The following is a 21,146-nucleotide window of genomic DNA, read 5'->3' as shown; positions in this document are numbered from 1 at the left end:
GCAAAATCCTATACGTATAATCAGGTCTTGATTGCCCCTGTTAATACCCCTTTGGCAAAGTGTTTTTGCAGCATCGGGAAGAAACACATAATGGGTACCATGGTGACAAATACGGCTGCCATCTTCATGCCCATGGAGAAGTTACTTGCCTGGGCAGCATCCACACTCGATGCATTGGATGCATTCGTCGTAGATGTCACGATAATGTTTCTAAGTACATTCTGGAGCGGTAACTGATCCGCTTTTCGAAGGAATATCATCGCATCGTACCAACTGTTCCAATAAGCCACCCCGTAGAACAACGTGATTGTAGCCATAATTGGTGTAGCCAGCGGAAGAACAACAGAGAACAAAATTCTCCACTCTCCTGCTCCATCCAGTCTCGCCGATTCCATCAGCGATTCAGGCAAGGTGTAGAAGTAGTTCATCATCAGAATCATGTTAAACGCGCTGAAGCTTCCCGCCAGGATAACGGACCACAGCGTACCTGTAAGATGAAGGGATTTCATGATCAGGTAGAGCGGTACGATACCACCATTAAAGATCATGGTGAACAGTACTAGGAAAAAGATAATTTTCTTAAACGGGAATTTGTTGCGACTAAGGCCATATGCCATGCTTGTTGTCAGGAACAAGCTGAGTGGCAAGCCAATGACTAGCAATATAATCGTATTTTTGTATCCCGACAGAATCGTTCCGTCAGCGAACAACGCCTTGTAGGAATCCAGTGTCCATTCTTTAGGGAACATCAAAAATGGATTGTCAGCATATTCTTTTTGTGTTGCAAACGAGATCATGATGACATTCCAGAACGGAATCAGGATCATCAGGGCAAGCACGAGTAATACGGCGAATATAATGTAATCGAGAAGTGTCATTCTTTCTGTACCAATTCTCGGTTTTTTGTTAGCTTTCTTGCTCATCTCATTTTCCCTCCTCTCTTATCGGAACAAACCGTCTCCGCCAAGCCACTTGGCAAATCTGTCAGCAAGAAGCAGCAAGGCCATATTCACCAGGGAACGGAACAAGCTGACCGCTGTCGAGAATGAGAAATCGGTTGATGACTGGAACGTAATCCGATAGATGTATACATCGAGTACTTCCGATACATTTTTGGTTGCAGCATTTGCCAAGTTGAAGATCTGGTCAAACCCGGAAGACATCAATCCACCAACCGACAGAATAAACATGATTGTGATGGTTGGAAGGATGTTCGGCAACGTAATTTTGAACATCTGTTGCATACGGGAGGCCCCGTCGATCTGTGCTGATTCATACTGATCCTGATCAATACCGGATATGGCAGCCAGGAATATAATCGCACCCCATCCACTTGATTTCCAAATATCAGTCAACAGCAACATCGGTACAAAGTTGGATTCGGATCCCAGGAAGTTAATCGTTGGCAATCCGAGTAATCCGAGCGCGCTGTTTACCAGTCCGTCATAGGCCAGCACATTGATAACTACGCCGGATACGATGATCCAGGACAGAAAATGAGGAAACGTAAGAACAGTTTGGAACAATTTTTTCCCTTTGCGCATCCGCAATTCATTCAGCAACAACGCCAGAATGATTGGGAACGGGAACTGAATAATCAGTTTCAGAATATTGATGTACAGCGTACGCCATACTGCGTCAATAAAGGTTGGATCACGGAAAACATATTTGAAGTTCTCGAATCCGCTCCATGGACTTCCCCAGATGCCCAGGTTGGCCTTGTAATCTTTGAATGCCAGAGACAGGCCGCCCATCGGCATGTAGGCAAACAGGATTAGCCAGACAAGCCCCGGAATAAGCAGGGTGTATGTCATTCGGTGCTTCCAGATTTCAGTCCAGAGCGAATTGCCCTTCACGTTTCCCTTCAGCTTTTTGTTAGGTCCTTCGGCTGCAGGTTTCACATTGCATCTCCTCACTCTACTTTGGTCTTGTCGTTATACAGAAAATCAAACATCGTTCTCAGGTGGTGCTCCCAAAATCTCCATTCATGAGCCCCCGGTGTCTCCACATAACGAAAATTAAAGGCAGTCCCCTGCATGTAATTCGCGAAGTCGCGATTCATCTCTACGAAGGGGTCATGATCGCCGCAGCAACTGAGGATATCCGGTAAAGGACCACCCTGTTCCAGCAGCTTGGCCGACAGTGCGTAAATGTCCTGATCGGCTTTTACCTGTAAACGTTCTCCAAAAACCGCTTTCATTTCCTTGATCATGGTCGCTGGCATATGGGGATCATGAAGCCGTGTCTGAATATCCGTTACGCCGGATAGAGACACCACTTTGCGATACTTCTCTGGATAAGTCAGCCCACATTTCAGTGCACCATATCCACCCATGGATAAACCGCCGATGTACGTTTTCTCCGGATCAGGATTCAGATTGAGTAGACGCTTGCATACTTCAGGTAACTCCTGAGTGATGTAGTGGAAGTAATTCAGGCCGTATTCCATATCGGTGTAATAGCTTCGATTCGCTTCTGGCATAATGATGGTACAGCCATATTGCGCTGCATACATCTCAATGGTGGTTAACCGCTGCCAGGTACTCGCATTATCGCCTGCCCCATGCAACAGATATAGTGTACCGCCTGAAGTCTCTCCGGAGTCACTGGACACAACATGTATGCTGGTATTCATGCATAAGGTTGGCGATCCAGTTTCGATCGTTATATGTGCCATAATGTAACCCCTCTCTTCATCGCCTGCTGTCTTACTCATTCGTTTCTCTGGCGTTCGATTGCAGGCTGTTGTAGATTTCCTTGTATTACGATGGGTTATCGAAACGATTTTCTCGAATCGTTTCAAAACATAGCCAACGTTGATTCACTTGGTCTTCATTACAACACTTTTAATGTGGAAGCGATTTCTTCGAATCGTTTCGAATAAATCATAAGCCCGATGAGTAAATCCTGTCAATAACCTTTTTACAAATTTCGCGTTATTTTCTCGAAAAAATGCTTTTTCACCTCTAAATTTGCGCCGAAAGACACTATTATTACGAAAAAATGAAATTTTAGTCAGTGTTATTACAACTTTAATTGACACCAAACCAGGTTTATACTAACATGGGTTCTGATTTTGCATTCGAATTACGGAAACGTTTCACCAACCGATTTTACTCAGGTTTCACCTGATCTTAGGGAGGTTAATATGTCTGAGCAACTCAAAGATTTCATTCAAACGATTACGGAGCAACACCTGAACGTTTTCTCCATTCGCATATTGCAAAAAGGGCATCTGCTTGCCCATTGGGACAGGGATAGGGATCAGCGCCGTGTACAACATTCCATCAGCAAATCCTTCACGTGTATGGCTGTTGGTCTTGCGCTTGAAGAAGGTCTGTTACATCTGGATGCGACACTTGGTGATTATTTCACCTATAATCATCTATCTAGTGCACATCCACATCTCCCATCTCCACGGGATTTGAAGTTACGTGATCTGCTCCGAATGTCTTCTGGCCATGACTCGCCGCCTCTTTGGGCTGATGAACGAGCTTCATTGACCGAGAAAGATTGGGCAAAATATTATATGTCCCTCCATCTGGACCGCATGCCCGGAGAACATTTTACATACAGCAGTGGGGATACGTTTATGATCTCAGCCATGTTACAGGCTGCTGCTGGCGAAACCGTGAAAGATTACCTGACTCCACGGTTATTTGAACCGCTTGGCATTCATGATGTGGAATGGGAAACCTCTCCACTGGGGGTAACACTCGGCTGTGCAGGTCTTTGGATAACCAATGAGGAACTAAGTCGATTTGGACAGTTACTGCTGCAGGAGGGCCTTTGGGAAGGCGCACAGCTTGTACCTGCGGATTGGATCAGACAGGCTACCTCCCGGCAGATCGAAACAACTGGAGACGGAGATTGGGGAGAAGGCTACGGATATCAGTTCTGGATGTGTACCCATGGTGCTTACCGCGCCGATGGCGCTTATGGTCAGTTATGCATCATCCTTCCCTCAGAGGAAGCAGTCATATGTATTAACAGTGAGGAAGAAAATATGCAAGGTATCCTGAATTCCGTATGGGATACGCTTTTACCTGCAATTATCTAACATTAGATTTCATATTCTTCTTTTGTTCAAATCGCAATGTGATACGCTCGATACGGGAAAGAAAAAAACGCCACGGGGTTAATAAACCCCATGGCGTTACTTCTTATCCGTGTTGTGGAAGCTGAGTCATTTCATCTAAACATTGTGCGCATATGTAACGCTCTTTGAACTCGTTGACTTCCTCGATGGATCCGCAGAAAATACATTTTGGACGATATCTCTCCAAGATAATATGGTCCCCTTGTACTAAGATTTCTACAGGATCTCCCTCATTCATTTGATACCTTTTACGCAAAGATTTAGGCAATACGATCCTACCTAATTGGTCAACTTTGCGAACTACTCCAGCTGGCTTCATAGCTACGGCACACCTCTCCTATCTTACTCTAAATTTCTAGGTACATTTGTACTATGTTTATAGATTCGCCAAGATTTTGTCGAATCCTGCTGGAAATAAACATTTTTTGTCCTTTTTTTTGAAAAATGTTTTTTTACAGAATTCTAGCCGTCATTTATAACCTGAATTTACCCTTCTAACCCCGGAAAATTAAGCTGACGCAATGCTTCATATACAATAATTGCTGCCGAATTGGACAGATTTAATGATCTGACATCACCTGTCATTGGCATTTTCATGCATGTATCGGGATTCGCAGCGATTAATTCAGGTGGCAGGCCTTTAGTCTCTTTACCGAAAACGAGGAAATCCCCATCCTGAAAATTAAAGTCACTGTATCGGTTCTTTGCCTTCGTAGTTGCGTAGAAGAAGCGACCTTCCGGATATTTTTCCTGAACCTCGTCAAATGAGTCATGGTATTCAATATGAACGGCATGCCAGTAGTCCAGCCCTGCCCGTTTCAATGTAGCATCATCTGTTCGAAATCCAAGTGGACGCACGAGATGCAAATGGGTACCGGTTGCCGCACAAGTACGCGAAATATTGCCTGTGTTCGCCGGAATTTCTGGTTCAACCAGAACGATGTGTAAAGCCATATGTGTTCAATCTCCTTTTCATTTCATGTTGACGACAACCCTCTAATCTTAAAGAAAAGCCCTCCACACGTCAATGTGGAAGGCTCTGGTAAGGTACAGAACTAGACACGAAGGTCCATGACACCGTACCTATACTTAATTATCCATTTGTCTTCTGGAAGTGGCTCATGAAGTCTGTCAGTGCTTTGACACTCTCATAAGGAGCAGCATTGTAAATGGAGGCACGGAGACCACCCACACTGCGATGTCCCTTCAGACCTACAAACCCTTCTTCTTCCGATGCCTTAATGAATTTCTTCTCCAGTTCCTCGGAAGCAAGACGGAAGGTTACATTCATCAGGGAACGATCTTCCGGTTCCACACAACCACGGTAGAAATCGCCAGAAGCATCAATTGTGTTATAGAGCAATTCCGCTTTTTTCTTATTTTTCTGCTCAATACCAGCCAATCCGCCCTGCTCTTCAATCCATTTCAATACTTCATTCACCATATATACCGAGAAGGATGGCGGCGTATTATACAGGGAGTTATTATCTACATGTGTGCTGTAACGAAGCATGGTTGGGATCGATTTAGGTGACTCACTCACCAGTTCCTCACGAGCAATCACAACCGTAATTCCGGATGGACCCAGGTTCTTCTGTGCACCCGCGTAGATCATACCGAACTGATTGAGATCGAATGGTTTACAGAAAATATCACTCGACATGTCCGCAATCAAAGGTACTGAACCGGTATCCGGGAAAGACTTGAATTGCGTACCTTCGATCGTTTCGTTGGAAGTGAGATGCACATAAGCCGTACGTTCCGGCAGGCTCAGATTCGAAACATCCGGCAATTTCATAAACTTATCTGCTTCCGAAGATGCAGCAACATGCGTCTCGCCGATCAATTTCGCTTCAGACAGAGCCTTCTTGGCCCAGCTGCCAGTCATCACGTAACTTGCAGTCTGCCCTGCACCGAGCAGGTTCATTGGCAACATCGCGAACTGAGTGCTTGCACCGCCCTGCAAAAAGAGAACCTTGTATCCTTTGGGATTGCCTAGAAGCGACAACAAGCGCTCCTGAGCTTCATTATGTACAGACTCGTACACCGCTCCACGGTGGGACATCTCCATAATCGACATGCCTGTATTACGAAAATCTACAAATTCCGCCTGTGCACGCTCCAGTACCTCAAGTGGCAACGCCGCAGGTCCTGCATTAAAATTATACGCTCTTTTTGTCACAAAATCCCCCGCCCTTTCCATCCGTAACTGACATATTAAGTGAATATTATCGCAATGATATCAGTATTCTCCATCTGCTTCAAGAGCAATATGCACTGAAGTGTCCATTTCAGGCCATCAAATTCCTTTATCACCCTGCAAAGGTAAAGCGCTATATTGTTTAATTCAAGGAAAAGCCTCCGAGAGCGTATCCCGGAGGCTTCGAGTTGGAACAACTTCTGTTCCGAACCCCGACCGATTAGCAGTCGAAGTAAAGGCTGTACTCGTGCGGATGAATGCGGATTGCTACTGCTTTCGCTTCATCACGTTTGAGGTTGATGTAGTTTTCAATGAATTCTTTTGTGAATACGCCGCCTTCAGTCAAGAACTCGTTATCAGCTGCCAGTGCATCAAGTGCTTCTTCGAGAGAAGCTGGCACACTGCGGATGTTTTCTTTATCTGCATCAGACAGGTCATAGATATTTTTGTCGAGCGGACCATATCCAAGCTCAGTTGGGTTGATTTTACGTTTGATTCCGTCCAGACCAGCCATCAACATTGCGGAGAATGCCAAGTATGGGTTAGCTGTGGAGTCTGGTGTACGGAACTCGATACGACAACCTTTTGGTGTCACAGCTGCAACCGGGATACGAACTGCTGCGGAACGGTTACCTTTGGAGTAAACCAGGTTTACTGGTGCTTCGTAACCAGGTACAAGACGTTTGAACGAGTTGGTACTCGGGTTAGTCAAAGCGATCAGTGCCGGAGCATGGTACAGGATACCGCCGATGTAGTGCAGAGCCATTTCACTCAGGTTAGCATATCCCGCTTTGTCATAGAACAATGGGGAATCGCCATCAAAGATGGATTGGTGAACGTGCATTCCGCTACCATTATCACCGAACAATGGTTTTGGCATGAATGTAGCAACTTTACCATATTGACGTGCAGTGTTGTGCACGATGTATTTGTATGCAAGCAGGTTATCTGCTGTTTTCTTCAGTGTATCAAAACGGAAGTTGATTTCGGCTTGACCCGCTGTCGCCACTTCATGGTGATGACGCTCGATCGACAAGCCCGCTTCTTCCAGAAGGCGACACATTTCGCTACGAATATCTTGTTGTGTATCCACTGGCGCTACAGGAACATATCCACCTTTGGTGCGTACTTTGAAGCCCAGGTTTCCGCCTTCTTCTTTGCGGTTGGTGTTCCATGAAGCTTCCTCGGAATCCACGTAGTAGGAAGAGCTGTTCGTGCCGCTCTCATAACGTACATCGTCGAAGATGAAGAACTCGGATTCAGGTGCGAAGAATGCCGCTGTACCTACACCGCTCTCTTGCAAATAAGCTTCTGCTTTTACAGCGATGCTGCGTGGGTCACGCTCATAACGCTCGCCATCCGGAGTGAAAATATCACACATAACATTCAATGTAGGGTGTGCAGTGAACGGATCGACATAAGTCGCTTCAGGGTCTGGCATCATAACCATATCGGACTCTTCAATTCCGCGGAAACCTTGGATAGAAGAACCGTCAAAAGCTACTCCATTTACGAACGTGTCTGCATCAACAGCCGAAGCTGGCAACGAGATGTGATGTGCACGACCAGCTAAATCTACAAAACGAAAATCTACCCACTCGATGTTGTTCTCTTGAATTGATTTCAATACGTTTTCAACCGACATGTATTCGTCCTCCCAAATATTCCGAACATTAAACAACCCCACTAAGAAAATGTCTAAATTCGAATTTTTTTCTGTCGTCATTATAAATTTTAAAACCTGACATCGTCAATACTTATGTAAGGTATTTTTTGCGAGTATGTTAGATATACTCACATTTTATAAATAACCTAAATTCATATAACAACTCATTTACTATATATTTAACTGGTTTAATGCGGTAAAGCGACCCCTTTTTTATCCTAAATCATGGAAAAAACTTCACATCATAAATGTTTCTTATCACCATTGATTAATAAATACGTTCAAAACTGCAAAATATGAAAAAAACCGAGCATCTATCTGATATCTTCTCAATATACGAGACCAGATGAGATACCCGGCTGATGAGCCAGACCTTGACTATGAATTCTTATTATACGCCTACACGTGCCGGGAAAAATTCCGCCGGTTGTTTGGCTGTACTGAATGATTTACCCACGATTGGTGCCAATTTCTCCAGATCCTGCAACAGGTTGGCGAATTGGTCAGGGAATAAGGATTGCACACCGTCTCCTGTCATGGAGTTATCCGGATCGGTATGCATTTCAATGATTAGGCCATTGGCCCCCGCAGCAACAGAAGCTTTTGTCATCGGCTCCACCAGTTCACGTCGTCCAGTACCATGGCTCGGGTCAGAAATAACCGGCAAATGGCTGAGAGACTGCAGAACAGGGATCGCTGACAGATCAAGTGTATTACGCGTGTAGGATTCAAACGTACGAATACCACGCTCACACAGCATGACATTTGGATTGCCTCCCGCAAGAATGTATTCAGCCGCATTCAACAACTCATCGTATGTCGCACTGAAGCCACGTTTCAACAATACCGGTTTGCCGCACTCGCCCAATTTGCGGAGCAGATCAAAGTTCTGCATGTTACGTGTACCTACTTGCAGAATATCTGCGTACTCGGCGCAAATATCCACATACTCAGGTGTCATGACTTCTGTAATGGTCAGCAGATCATGTTTCTTGCCTGCTTCCGCCATCATGATCAATCCCTCTACGCCCGTTCCCTGGAAGCTGTAAGGACCTGTGCGCGGTTTGAATGCACCACCACGCAACACTTGCCCACCAGCAGCTTTCACAAGCCCTGCAATCTCATCAATCTGCGCAGCGGATTCAACCGCACAGGGTCCACCCATGACAACAAGTTCTTTCCCGCCAATATCTACACCTTTGATGGAGATCACCGTATCTTCCGGATGGAAATCACGGCTTGCCAATTTGTAGGACTTCGAGATTCTTACGACATTCTCGACACCTTTCATTTGGCGCAGATGCTCTTGCATTTTAGGTTCAACTTTGCCAATCAAACCAATGATCGTACGATCCTCCCCGCGAGAGATATGCACCTGCAGCCCTTCTTTTTCAATAACTGTAACGATATCCTGGATCTGTTCCTCCGGTGTAGCTTTGCCTGCAATAACGATCATATTAATTCCCATCCTTCCTTGTATGAGAGCACCATAATTTCTTAGCGTGCGTCTGGTTAAATATAAAAACTCTGTCGCGCTTAAACGCTTGTTCGCTTTTAAGCTTTTATCCGTTAAAGTGAATATACCATAGTTCTTCTATTGCGTCAAGGTGCACCTTCCTTATCCATGTATCCAAAAAAAGAACCCTGCTCCACAGCACCTAATTCGGTTCTGCATAACAGGATTCTTCTTATTCACATCTCGTTTGTATTTCACATACACGCAGACTTACTTTCCTTCACCCTACGGTGTACGTGTTTTCTCTCTGACTGGAGGCAGCAATTTGCTCATGTTCACGGTACGCTTGATCTCCCAAGTCTCCGGCTTGTCATGCTCATACTGCTCCAGATAAAGGATGACTTCCTTCGTAATCGGTGTTGGTGTTGATGCACCCGAAGTAACCGCCACCTTATTTACACCTTTCAACCATTCTTGCTGAATCTCGGAGACATCGGATACACGGTAGGCCGTAACACCTGCAATCTCCTCCGACACTTGTGCTAGACGGTTAGAGTTATTGCTGCGAGGATCACCCACAACGATAACCAGATCAGACTGTCCCGCCTGTTCAGCGACCGCTTCCTGACGAACCTGAGTTGCAAGACAAATCTCATTATGAATCTCTGCGCCCGGGAACTTCTCCAACAGACGGCTCATAATGTGTTTGATATCCCACTGACTCATCGTTGTCTGATTCGTAATAAGGATTTTGCCTGGAGATACGTTCAGTTCTTCGATCTCTTCTTCCTTCTCGATCAGATGAACGAGATCTGGTGCAACGCCTACAGCACCTTCCGGTTCAGGGTGATTCTTTTTGCCGATATAGATGATCTGATAACCCTCAGCCGTCTTCTCCCGAATGAGATCATGTGTCTTGGTGACATCAGGACATGTTGCATCCACGGTTGTCAATCCTTTATCCCTTGCCAGCTTACGCACTTCAGGCGATACACCATGAGCTGTGAAAATAATCGTGCCACTCTCCACTTGGCTCAGAATATCCATCCGGTTCGGACCATCCAATGTAATAATACCTTCATCTTCAAAGGAATCCGTCACATGTTGGTTATGCACAATCATACCCAATATATAAATAGGTCGTGGTAAATCCAGATTGCGTGCCGCTTGACGCGCGAGCACCATCGCATCCACAACGCCGTAACAATATCCTCGCGGCGAAATTCGTAGTACTTCCACTTGGTTGCCACCCGCTTTCTTTCTCGGCAACGTTGCCGATGTAATTGCAGTCCAGTCTATTATACCTTTATTCGATAGGCGGAGCAAAGACAACCGGCAACCAGATAATAAAGGTGGTGCCTTCTCCACGTCTGGTCACAACTTCAACCGATCCGTGGTGTTCCTCAATAATCCACTTCGCAATCGAAAGTCCCAGACCTATGCCCGGTGTAGCCCCACGGGACTCATCTGCCCGATAGAAACGATCAAAAATGAACGGCACTTCGTCCCGATCCATTCCAATGCCGGTGTCGCTGATGCGTAGTCCAACCTGACCTTTGTATAATACGGCATCCAGCGTCACAGAGCCTTCAGGAGTGTATTTAAACGCATTTTCGATGAAAATAAATAACATCTGTTGCAGATAGTCCTTGCTACCGTTCACATAGATGCCGTTAAGGATGGAGAATTCTCCCGGAAGCCACTCTGCCTCACGATCCAGAAATTGTGCCCTGCGTGCCACTTCCTGTACGAGAATTTGTAGCGGAATCGGATTCAGTTCAATTTTCTGCCCCGTATCTGCCCTCGCCAACGATAACATGTCGCTGATCAGCCTGCTCATACGTTTTCCCTCGTCCGCCATATCTTCAATGGCTTCCAGCGACATTTGTTTGACGGTCTCCTCATCCAGATTCGGTCGGTCGGTTCCCTCCTGATCCCATAACTTCTTCAGAAAGTCTACGTTCCCCCGAATCGTGGTCAGCGGTGTACGCAGTTCATGCGAGGCATCGGATACAAAGCGGCGCTGGGCAGCATTCGTCTCCTCCAAACCACGGAATGACAATTCGGTACGTTCAAGCATATTATTAACCGTTTCAATCAGACGCCCGATCTCATCTTTCGGCCCCGCATATTGAATGCGTACACTTAAGTCATCTCCCGATTGAATCTGATTGGCAGCATCAATGACATTTACAAGCGGACGCATGGACTTGCGAGCCAGAACGAGACCTGAGGTAATAGCGAGGGCCATCGCTACCAGCCAGCCAAAAACCAAAATATTAAGCAACGCTTCCAGCAAGCGCTCCTGTGAACTTACATTGGCCCCAACTTGAAGGATTCCACGTACTTCGTTGGTACCCGCAAGAGAAAGGGGCAGCTGATTCACCAGAAACGGTGTCCCATCCACATAGATCTTGGATATCCCGCGCTCTTTAAGGATCTCATTGGATTTTAATACCGGAAACTGGATCCCTAATTTCTCCATATTCCCGGAAATTCTGCCTGAACGACTCTGATAGTCCCAAAGTTGAATGTAGATTTGTGCCTCCTGAAGCTGACTCTCTGTAAATGGGTCCAGGTCCAGCGACTGTGAAAGAGGATTAACACCAATCTGCTCTGTAATCCGGGTACTTTTCACCTTCAATTGCTGTTCGACTTCCTGGTAGGAGTTAAAATACACAAAGGCATAGATTACAACGCCCCAAAAAATAAGCACAGCCGCCAAAATGCCAGAATACCATGCGGTTAATCTTAACCGGATGGACATATCAGGAGTCACCTCTCAGAATATAGCCGGCTCCCCGGATGGTCTGGATTAGACGCTTGCCGCCGTATTCTTCGGTCTTCTGTCTGAGCATGGCAATGTACACTTCAAGCACATTAGACTCACCGCTGTAATCGTAACCCCAGATTTTATCCATAATCAGATCACGGGATAGTACCCGTCTTGGATTTTGCATAAACAGGTTCAACAGCTCGAATTCCTTGGCAGTCAGCTCCAGGCGTTGTCCATCTCGCAATACTTCACGTGAGTCATTGTCCAAAATGATATCTTCATACATTAAGCGGTTGTCCGGCGTACCTGCGCTATCTGACTTGCGTCGCAGCAATGCCCGGACACGTGCCAATAATTCTTCCAGCGCAAAAGGTTTTACAAGGTAGTCATCGGCTCCCGTGTCCAGTCCGGTCACCCGGCTCTGTACTTCATCCTTGGCCGTCAGCATCAGCACAGGCACTTTGCTGCCTGCTTCTCTCAGTCTGCGACATACCTCAAATCCGTCAATCTGCGGCATCATTACATCCAGCACCACGATGTCTGGTTCCTTATCCATCAGTTTGCTGAGGCCTTCGGCTCCGTTGGAAGCAGTCTGTACCTCATATCCTTCAAAAGCCAGCCCCCGGCGGAGCATGGACACAATTTTTTCGTCATCATCCACAATCAAAATAGTTGAGCGCATGGTCTTTCTCCTTTATCCTAACGTTTTATCCCATTGTAACAGGCAGAAGCACAATCTGCATCTTCAAGTAGGCATCTGCAATCCGTTCTGGTCCATTGTAGCCCTGCTTCATCAGGGCAAAAAAACGGAAGGGCCTTCAAACCCTTCCGTTCCTTCAATTCTTACTCGATATTTATGGTTGCTGCTGTTGGGTATCTGTTGTTTGTGAAGTATCAAAATCATTTTTGTTGCCGATTTTGATTTTCAGATCCATTTTCTTACCGTCACGCACCACGTTCAATGTCACTTCACTGCCGATTTCCTGTTTCTTGATAAAATCAATCAGATCCTGACTCGTGGCATACGGCGTACCATTGGCACCTGTGATGATGTCATATGCACGAAGATCTGCTTGGTAAGCCGGTGATTGGAAGATCGTGCTGGCTACTACTGAACCTTCGGTTATGTCTGTTCCCATTTGTTTAGCAACTTCAGGCGTGAGAGCCATCAGAGATGCACCGATAAATGGTACTGGCTCTTTGGGAACTTCTTTGTTCTCTTTGAGATATTTAACAGCTTCAGAGATAACACTCGATGGGATCGCAAAACCAATTCCCTGTGCATCTGCGCTTACTGCAACGTTCATACCGATAACTTCCCCATTCAGGTTAAGCAACGGACCACCGGAGTTACCCGGATTAATCGAAGCATCTGTTTGCAGCAAATGACTGTACTCACGTGTTTTTCCTGTTTCTTCATCTGGAATACTGATCGTACGTTCTTTGGCACTCAGTACACCTGCTGTAACCGTATGTTCGAATCCTTCAGGGTTACCGATTGCTACAAGCCACTCACCGACTTGAGTACTATTGGAATCACCCAGTGGAGCTACAGGGAATGCATCGTCACCACTGTTCTTCTCAATTTTCAATACAGCCAAATCCAGATCGAAGCTGCTTCCCAGCAGTTTAGCTTCATAAGGTTTACTGTTGTTCTCCAGGGTTACCTGGATTACGTCTGCACCCTGAACCACGTGTTGATTCGTCAGGATATAACCTTCTTTGTCAAAGATAAATCCTGAACCAATGCCCATGGGTACCAACTGATTACTGCCTTGCTGTTGTTGTTGGCTCTGACCTTGATTGCCTTCCGTTCCGCCCCCATTCCCGAAGAAGTATTGGTACAACGGATCACTTGTATTCGATCCACCCTGACCCAATCCTGTGCGTGAGGACTGCTTCGCGAGTGTTTCGATTTTGACAACAGCTGGACTTGTACTCGTCACTACGGAAGAAACATCTTCTTTGCCTGTCGGCAGTAACGACGCTGTAACATTGTTGCCCCCGCCTGTATTCGTAGACGCTTCCTGTCCCGAGCTTTGATTACCTGTGTTCGTAAGTGCAGTCTCCGGCGTGAACATGTTTGTTCTATCGGCTGTGTACATTAGAACGGTAATGACCAGCATGCCTGCAATAAAAGAGAACAACAGTGATCTTACGGAAGAACGCGGCTTGCGGTTATTATAGTTCCAGTTACCTTTGCCGCCATTCCCTTGATCTCCACCATTACCTGAGCCGTTTCCGCCGCCTCCTGATGATCTTTTCGCTTGATCGGATGTTTCACTATTATAGTAAGTAGGTACGGGTCTCACCGGATCAGGTTTTGTAATCTCTACATTTCCTTCTTCACGTTGATTATTGCTTCCCATGTGATTTGCTGTATCTTCCTGATTCACGGACTGAAAAGGTCCATAAGAATAATAATAGGAGGATTCGTCCGTTCCGGAAGAATTGCGATTCTCCGTTTGTTTGGTTTCATTTTCCTCGTCTTGACGGTTTGATCTATAATTGCGTTCGTCCATGCCTCTCTACCTCCCAATCTCTTATTCCGAAGAGATATTCTTTAACTGTCCTTATTTTGTACTTTAAACCTTAACCGTACCTTAAAAACAATTAAAAAGGAGATAAAAGCAAGGAAAAATAGCTTGTTTTTCCCGTCATGGCGGGATTTACCCCTTCGTTTTCACCCAGCCCTGACGATGCGCATAGATTGCCAATTGTGTACGATCGTCCATCTCACATTTCATCAGCAGGTTGCTCACATGTGTTTTGACGGTTTTGATACTGATATGTAGTTCTTCTCCAATGTCTTTGTTGGTTTTTCCCTCTGCAATAAGCAACAACACTTCTTTCTCCCGCTCAGTCAGACCGGATTCACTCTCTCTTGCGGTACGTTGTCTAATTCCCCGAGTTAGTGCCTGCGACACATCACCCGTCATAACAGGCATGCCTCTGTAAGCACCTTGAAGAGCATAGATCAGTTCTTCAGCAGAGACTGTCTTCAGTACATAGCTAACCGCACCCGCTTCAATCGCTTGTACAACCAGATCGTCCTCCAGGAAACTGGTCAGCATCACAATCTTCATCCCTGGAAATTCAGTCATGATGGCTTGTGTTGCTTCAGCGCCATTCATTATGGGCATCATCAGATCCATGAGGATCAAGTCCGGCATTTCACTGTCATTTAAATTACGCAATTGATCCAGCGCATCCTGCCCGTGGCCCGCTTCTGCCATCACATGAAAAGTAGGTTCCAGCATCAGATACGTTTTTAACCCCATTCGTACCATGTCATGGTCATCCACAATCATTACGTTTATTTTCCCACTCATTCCGTCTCCCCCTCTACATCATTCAGAAACATTTGGAAATTTCGGGATCAATACCCTTACCGTCGTTCCCGCTCCCGGCTTCGATATAATCTGAACTTGCCCCCCAAGCTTCTCCGCCCGTTCACGCATGGTAGATAACCCGTATGAACCCGGACGCTCGGCTTGCTGCAAAAATCCCTGACCATCATCGCTGATGCTCATGCTGATCTGATGTTCACTCTCCCGTATGGACAGACTCACCACCCCTGCCTCTGCATGCTTCACAACATTGGCTACCGCTTCCTGAATAACCAGAAACAGCTGGTGCTCAATGGCATCCGAAATTCCGCCACTCAGTTCCAGCTCTTTCACACCTTTAAGACCATTCTGCCTGCAATAATCCGGAAACCAGCTATCCAGTGCCGCAGTGAGATCACGCCCTTCCAGCTCCACTGGTCGAAGTTGGGCAATAAGTCCTCGCATCTGACGTTGAGCAATATGAGACATCTGAATCAACTGATCCAGTACTTTGCCGCCATGTTCCGGATTCATCTCCAGCAGACGCGGTAAGGACGAAGCCGACATATGCATCGCAAACAGCTGCTGACTAACCGTATCATGAAGGTCCCTTGCCATGCGTTTGCGCTCTTCAAGCACAGCACGCTCCGAAGCTTGCTCCTTCTCAATAACTTCCTGCTCACCAAGACGCTGAAGCAGTCTCATCTTTTTCTCAATCGAATCCATCATGACATTGAACTCCTGATAGACACGACCGAACGAAGCGTCATCTGCTTCTGGCATGCGCACCGCCAGATTACCCTTGGATACTTTCAACATGTTAAGATCAAGCAGATCGATCTTGCGCTGAAGTCGTAATGCAGCGATATATCCGGTGATAACGGTGGCCAGTACAACAACGGCAACATAGGTCCATGCCCGTTGACGACCAGCCCCCATTAATACCTCTCCATACAATAGATAGAATCCGCCCAGCGTAATCAGACCTGTTAGTGCAAAATACATCATCAGTTCCCACTTATTGGCCTTGAGAATTGTTCGAATCATGCATTAACCCACCTTATTAACTTTGACGTCTCCGATAAACACACTTACAATAATCCGCACCTTCTTGCTTGCTTCACGATAATGGGCAGTTTCAGCCTGGGCGCTACTCAGGAATCCGCCACGTTTCTGATTCAACAATGACATGTCTCCAATGAATGAATTCGTCGTCACCGTCACACCCATGTCCATATCCTCTGGTACAAATACTTTCACATCACCGATAAATGAAGAAATGACAATCTTTGTTTCGCCGTATGGAATCTGTGCTTTGGTCAAATCAATCACGGTATCCCCAATAAAGGCCGAGAGATTCATCGGTTTAAGCGGGAATACTTCCTGGCCCATATACAAGTCACCAATGAACGCTGATTTATTAATGGTATTGCCGCTGCCATAATGCTCATAACCATTCCCGTAGCCATCATTATAATGTTCTTCATATCCGTTATCATCGGTATGACTTGAGTTATACGATTGATATTTCTTCTTATACTGATGCCCCTGTGAGTATGAATCTGTTGATCCTGTGAAATGAGGACCATGTGCATCATTCTTCTGTTCCTGTTTCGGTTTGCCAAATGTTTTCTCGAACTGTTCGTCAAATGACGATGGCATCTCCAGATCCTCAGGAGACAACGGTTGATAAGGCTGTTCAGGTGCTGGAGGCGGCTGCATTTTGTCATGATGTTTCCGATCACGACGTCGTGGCCCAATCAGTACGAACAATCCTCCACCAATCAGCATTACCGGGATGAGATAACGGATGAACTCCCCCATGGAGTAATCAATCCACCCCAGGTTACGGGCAAGAAAGTAACCACCGATGGCGAGTACGATTACCGGTCCAATAAAGGCGTACCCCCCGTTGCGACGAATCTCGGATATTCCTTTGGCCCCCCACCAGATCAGAAATAACGGCCAATATGTTCTGAAAATATATCCTACATCAATGTCATATCCCAATTGTCTGAACAAGATCATCGCACCAATAGCAATCAGAGGTATGCCAACCCACCAGCGGTCACGCGTAGATCGTTTCATCGCTCATGTCTCCTTCGTCAGTATTATGGTTCTAGTGTAACTCAGACAAGGCAATGAGAACAGCGGCGGCAGGTGGAACTCATCTCGGTCTCGAGACTGAGATATGAGGATATTTTTGTAAAAACCGCATATGTAAAACACCCCGGAGCTGTTGCTCCAGGGTGCTGAATCATCATATAATTCATGAATCTTCAATTATTTTTTGTATTTTGATGCTTTGCCTTGACCTTGGCCAGTTTGGCCTGTGTTCTCTACACCGAACTCGGCATTGTATTTTTCATCAGGTGTTTGGAAATTATCTTGTACTTTGTTTTGAGCGGATTGCTTCACTTTAGCTGCTGCATTCTCTTCTCCAAACTCTGCATTGTACTTCTCGTTCGGCGTTTGGTACCCTTGTGATTTTTTAGCCACAACGAATCACCTCTCTCTTCATATTTACGATGCATTGCTGCACCGCGGGGTTCGTCCCCAGTCAGTATTATGTGAAGAGAGTCCTTCTGTTATTCATATTCATATGTGAATTTAAATGGCCTTGTCCAACCAAGAGTCCGGTACGGATTTGTACACATCGATCGCATCAGCCAACTCGCTGAGCATCTTTTCTGTACACTTTCCAGCGCCTTGCCGGATCACCTGTACCTCCACATCCTTTTTGCCCCACTCCTTGTACACTTGCTTGGTCGTCGGAAAATACAGGTCAATTTTATTGCCTTTGATCGCCGAACCCGTATCTGCAACAATCCCGTATCCATAGCCAGGAATATACAGAATGGAGCCCATTGGAAACAATTTCGGATCAGCTGCGATCGTGGAGACCGTTTCTTTATCACGACGTACTTTTACACCTGAATACGTAATTCCGTATTGTGGGTGTTTGGGGCCTTTTCCTGTAGACTCCACACCTGCCGTATATCCCGTTGCTGTCACCTTCTGTGTACCCAGCACCTGCTCTGAACGTGGAGCAAGCACGGGCATAGACGGATCAGCCACCTGTTTCTCTGGAAGCTCAGGCCTTGGAATGACCATCGGTTGTGGTGACCAAAGTAAAGCCATGTACACCATGGTTGTCAGCTGGGCCTCCCCGCTGTATTGAGCACTGACCTGTTCAGGTAATTCCTGATCAGACCTGATTGAAGCATCAGTAATCGGATCTTCACCGCTTCGTCTCTCGACATGCAGTACTGCACTTTCCTCTTCAAATGTATACGCACCCGCCTGGTTCAGGCTGATCATCATCCCTGCGAACATCACACAGCCAATCAATACGCCCCGTATATGTTTCTGCTGAATTGAGAATTGCTTTATCATTGTATAACCTCCCCCTCACTGCAAAGGTTTTCCAAAAAGCAATTAATCTATACTTTTCATAACAAAAACTACGAAAAAACGCCTGAATAACATAGGTTTATCCCATGTCATTCAAGCGTTTTTCTGCTTGGCTGATTGGTCAGTGCAACTTAAGCACTGGTATCTGGCAGATCATTGATACATTGATTTATTTACACCAAACGTGTTGCAATCTCTTCTTTCAATTGAGCGATAATCTCATCGACCGGTTTCATGCCCAGATCGCCTTCTCCACGCTTACGCACGGATACCGCTTCTGCATTACGCTCATTCTCACCGACAACAAACATATAAGGCATTTTCTCAAGCTGCGCCTCACGGATTTTATATCCAAGCTTCTCATTCCGCAGATCCGCTTCAGCAGAGATTCCCGCTCGTTTCAGCTTCGCTTCCACTTCACGCGCATAATCGTCGAAGTTTCCGGATACCGGAATTACTTTTGCCTGAACCGGAGACAACCACAGTGGGAAAGCTCCCGCAAAGTTCTCCAGCAAGAATGCTGTGAAACGTTCCATTGTACTGATTACACCGCGGTGAATAACGACCGGACGATGTTTCTGTCCGTCATCTCCCACATATTCAAGTTCAAAGCGCTCAGGTAACAGGAAGTCCAGTTGAACCGTAGACAACGTCTCTTCTTTGCCCAGTGCTGTTTTGATCTGCACATCCAGCTTCGGACCGTAGAATGCTGCTTCACCTTCGGCTTCATAGAAAGGAAGATCAAGCTCTTCCACAACTTCACGCAGCATGCGTTGGGACATTTCCCACATCTCGTCGTTCTGGAAATATTTCTCGGTATCTTTCGGATCACGATAGGACAGACGGAAACGGTATTCGTTAATACCGAAATCCTTGTACACGGTTTGAATCAACTCGATAACACGAGCGAACTCTTCTTTGATTTGATCCGGTCGTGCAAAAATGTGTGAGTCGTTCAGTGTCATTGCACGTACACGGTGCAGACCTGTTAACGCCCCCGACATTTCATAACGGTGCATCATGCCCAGCTCAGCAATACGGATTGGCAGATCACGGTAGCTGTGCATGCTGGATTTGTACACCATCATATGGTGAGGACAGTTCATTGGACGGAGAACGAGTTCCTCGTTATCCATAACCATTTTCGGGAACATATCTTCCTGGTAGTGCTCCCAGTGTCCAGAAGTTTTGTACAATTCCACGTTCCCCAGAACCGGTGTGTATACATGCTGGTATCCAAGACTTTCTTCCAGGTCCACAATATAACGCTCCAGCGTACGGCGCAGCTTCGCACCGTTAGGCAACCAGATTGGCAGGCCTTGTCCAACCAGTTGGGAGAATGTGAACATTTCGAGCTCTTTACCCAGCTTGCGGTGATCGCGTTTGCGAGCTTCTTCAAGGAAGTGCAGATGCTCGTCCAGCTGAGCTTTTTTTACAAAAGCCGTACCATAAATACGTTGAAGCATTTTGTTTTTGCTATCTCCACGCCAGTAAGCACCAGCGACATTCATCAGTTTGAACACTTTGATTTTGCTAGTCGATGGTACGTGAGGACCACGACACAAGTCGAAGAATTCACCCTGCTCATAAATCGTGATTACACTGTCTTCCGGCAAGTCACGAATCAACTCAAGTTTGTAAGGGTCACCCACTTCTTCGAACGTTTTGATCGCGTCCTCGCGGCTAACTTCCTTACGTACAATTGGCAGGTTCTCGTTCACAATACGTTCCATTTCCTTCTCAATCTTCTGAAGATCCTCAGGATTGAGCGGGTGTTCAAGATCCATATCATAGTAGAAACCATCTTCGATGACAGGGCCGATACCGAGGCGTACCTCTTGGTTGCCATACAAACGTTTCACTGCTTGAGCCATCAAGTGAGCTGTACTATGACGCATCACTTCGAGTCCTTCTGGTGAATCCAGAGTTACGATCTCCACCAATGCTCCTTCATGAAGTGTTGTGGACAAGTCCACCACGATACCATCCAGCTTGCCGGCTACGGCATTTTTGCGCAATCCGCTGCTAATCGAAGCGGCTACGTCCTCAATAGTGCTGCCATCCGCGTACTCACGTACCGAACCATCCGGTAATTTAATGTTCACTGCCATTTCTCTCATACCTCCTGTTAATGTAACCTTTACGTCCATAAGTTGATGGACTAGTGATCTATTGCTATTCCAGTCATTATGCAAAGGAACGCAAA

19 protein-coding genes are annotated in these 21,146 nt (G+C 46.1%); 1 reads left to right on the top strand and 18 read right to left on the bottom strand.

Annotated features, from left to right (window positions below; genetic code table 11):
* Positions 1 to 20 precede the first annotated feature (20 nt).
* From ACTHPG_RS04290 to ACTHPG_RS04280, 3 genes are read right to left on the bottom strand one after another with little or no spacing between them, the layout of a single operon-like run.
* Positions 21 to 923, bottom strand: a complete 903-nt coding sequence (locus tag ACTHPG_RS04290) for a carbohydrate ABC transporter permease (protein ID WP_440387902.1) — start codon at positions 921 to 923, stop codon at positions 21 to 23.
* Between the two features lie 18 nt (positions 924 to 941).
* Positions 942 to 1,901 (bottom strand): ABC transporter permease, encoded by a 960-nt coding sequence (locus ACTHPG_RS04285; protein WP_440387901.1) that lies wholly within the window; start codon positions 1,899 to 1,901, stop codon positions 942 to 944.
* 11 nt (positions 1,902 to 1,912) lie between these two features.
* Positions 1,913 to 2,677, bottom strand: coding sequence for an alpha/beta hydrolase (locus ACTHPG_RS04280; protein ID WP_440387900.1), 765 nt, complete (start codon positions 2,675 to 2,677; stop codon positions 1,913 to 1,915).
* Positions 2,678 to 3,148: 471 nt separating this feature from the next.
* Here ACTHPG_RS04280 and ACTHPG_RS04275 point away from each other — a divergent pair, with 471 nt between their 5' ends.
* Complete coding sequence (locus ACTHPG_RS04275) at positions 3,149 to 4,060, top strand: serine hydrolase domain-containing protein (RefSeq protein WP_440387899.1); 912 nt, start codon at positions 3,149 to 3,151, stop codon at positions 4,058 to 4,060.
* 103 nt (positions 4,061 to 4,163) lie between these two features.
* On the opposite strand, the gene ACTHPG_RS04270 is transcribed toward ACTHPG_RS04275, so the two are convergent.
* The 15 genes from ACTHPG_RS04270 to thrS all read right to left on the bottom strand — a co-directional run bounded on the left by ACTHPG_RS04270 (position 4,164) and on the right by thrS (position 21,051).
* Entirely contained in the window at positions 4,164 to 4,418 is a 255-nt protein-coding gene (locus ACTHPG_RS04270; RefSeq protein WP_036610032.1) for an AbrB/MazE/SpoVT family DNA-binding domain-containing protein, read from the bottom strand.
* 167 nt (positions 4,419 to 4,585) lie between these two features.
* A complete protein-coding gene (gene trmL / locus ACTHPG_RS04265; RefSeq protein ID WP_440387898.1) occupies positions 4,586 to 5,053 on the bottom strand; it encodes a tRNA (uridine(34)/cytosine(34)/5-carboxymethylaminomethyluridine(34)-2'-O)-methyltransferase TrmL in 468 nt (155 codons plus the stop codon).
* Between the two features lie 139 nt (positions 5,054 to 5,192).
* The gene (serC, locus tag ACTHPG_RS04260) at positions 5,193 to 6,281 is read right to left on the bottom strand and encodes a 3-phosphoserine/phosphohydroxythreonine transaminase (RefSeq protein WP_440387897.1); all 1,089 of its coding nucleotides are present in this window, start codon (positions 6,279 to 6,281) and stop codon (positions 5,193 to 5,195) included.
* 238 nt (positions 6,282 to 6,519) lie between these two features.
* The gene (gene glnA / locus ACTHPG_RS04255) at positions 6,520 to 7,944 is read right to left on the bottom strand and encodes a type I glutamate--ammonia ligase (RefSeq protein WP_074094318.1); all 1,425 of its coding nucleotides are present in this window, start codon (positions 7,942 to 7,944) and stop codon (positions 6,520 to 6,522) included.
* Positions 7,945 to 8,356: 412 nt separating this feature from the next.
* Positions 8,357 to 9,421: a 3-deoxy-7-phosphoheptulonate synthase gene (aroF, locus tag ACTHPG_RS04250; protein ID WP_440387896.1), complete on the bottom strand. Its 1,065-nt coding sequence runs from the start codon at positions 9,419 to 9,421 to the stop codon at positions 8,357 to 8,359.
* A 285-nt stretch (positions 9,422 to 9,706) separates the two neighbouring features.
* Positions 9,707 to 10,660, bottom strand: a complete 954-nt coding sequence (locus tag ACTHPG_RS04245) for a 4-hydroxy-3-methylbut-2-enyl diphosphate reductase (RefSeq protein WP_036669829.1) — start codon at positions 10,658 to 10,660, stop codon at positions 9,707 to 9,709.
* A gap of 67 nt (positions 10,661 to 10,727) precedes the next feature.
* Positions 10,728 to 12,188 (bottom strand): sensor histidine kinase, encoded by a 1,461-nt coding sequence (locus tag ACTHPG_RS04240; RefSeq protein WP_440387895.1) that lies wholly within the window; start codon positions 12,186 to 12,188, stop codon positions 10,728 to 10,730.
* Between the two features lies 1 nt (position 12,189).
* Entirely contained in the window at positions 12,190 to 12,879 is a 690-nt protein-coding gene (locus tag ACTHPG_RS04235; protein WP_036610048.1) for a response regulator transcription factor, read from the bottom strand.
* Positions 12,880 to 13,051: 172 nt separating this feature from the next.
* Entirely contained in the window at positions 13,052 to 14,719 is a 1,668-nt protein-coding gene (locus ACTHPG_RS04230) for a S1C family serine protease (RefSeq protein WP_440387894.1), read from the bottom strand.
* A gap of 147 nt (positions 14,720 to 14,866) precedes the next feature.
* Complete coding sequence (locus ACTHPG_RS04225) at positions 14,867 to 15,529, bottom strand: response regulator (RefSeq protein WP_440387893.1); 663 nt, start codon at positions 15,527 to 15,529, stop codon at positions 14,867 to 14,869.
* An 18-nt stretch (positions 15,530 to 15,547) separates the two neighbouring features.
* On the bottom strand, positions 15,548 to 16,573 hold the full coding sequence (locus ACTHPG_RS04220; protein ID WP_440387892.1) for a HAMP domain-containing sensor histidine kinase: 1,026 nt from the start codon (positions 16,571 to 16,573) through the stop codon (positions 15,548 to 15,550).
* A gap of 3 nt (positions 16,574 to 16,576) precedes the next feature.
* Positions 16,577 to 17,614: a cell wall-active antibiotics response protein LiaF gene (gene liaF / locus ACTHPG_RS04215; RefSeq protein ID WP_440387891.1), complete on the bottom strand. Its 1,038-nt coding sequence runs from the start codon at positions 17,612 to 17,614 to the stop codon at positions 16,577 to 16,579.
* Positions 17,615 to 17,809: 195 nt separating this feature from the next.
* The gene (locus ACTHPG_RS04210; protein ID WP_036610057.1) at positions 17,810 to 18,025 is read right to left on the bottom strand and encodes a hypothetical protein; all 216 of its coding nucleotides are present in this window, start codon (positions 18,023 to 18,025) and stop codon (positions 17,810 to 17,812) included.
* Positions 18,026 to 18,136: 111 nt separating this feature from the next.
* Positions 18,137 to 18,676 (bottom strand): 3D domain-containing protein, encoded by a 540-nt coding sequence (locus ACTHPG_RS04205; protein ID WP_440390126.1) that lies wholly within the window; start codon positions 18,674 to 18,676, stop codon positions 18,137 to 18,139.
* 437 nt (positions 18,677 to 19,113) lie between these two features.
* Complete coding sequence (thrS, locus tag ACTHPG_RS04200) at positions 19,114 to 21,051, bottom strand: threonine--tRNA ligase (protein WP_440387890.1); 1,938 nt, start codon at positions 21,049 to 21,051, stop codon at positions 19,114 to 19,116.
* Between the last annotated feature and the right edge of the window lie 95 nt (positions 21,052 to 21,146).

The organism is Paenibacillus sp. SAF-068 (assembly GCF_051967555.1).
In the GTDB taxonomy this organism is placed as follows: Bacteria; Bacillota; Bacilli; order Paenibacillales; family Paenibacillaceae; genus Paenibacillus.
This window is presented reverse-complemented; position numbering and strand designations above follow the sequence as displayed.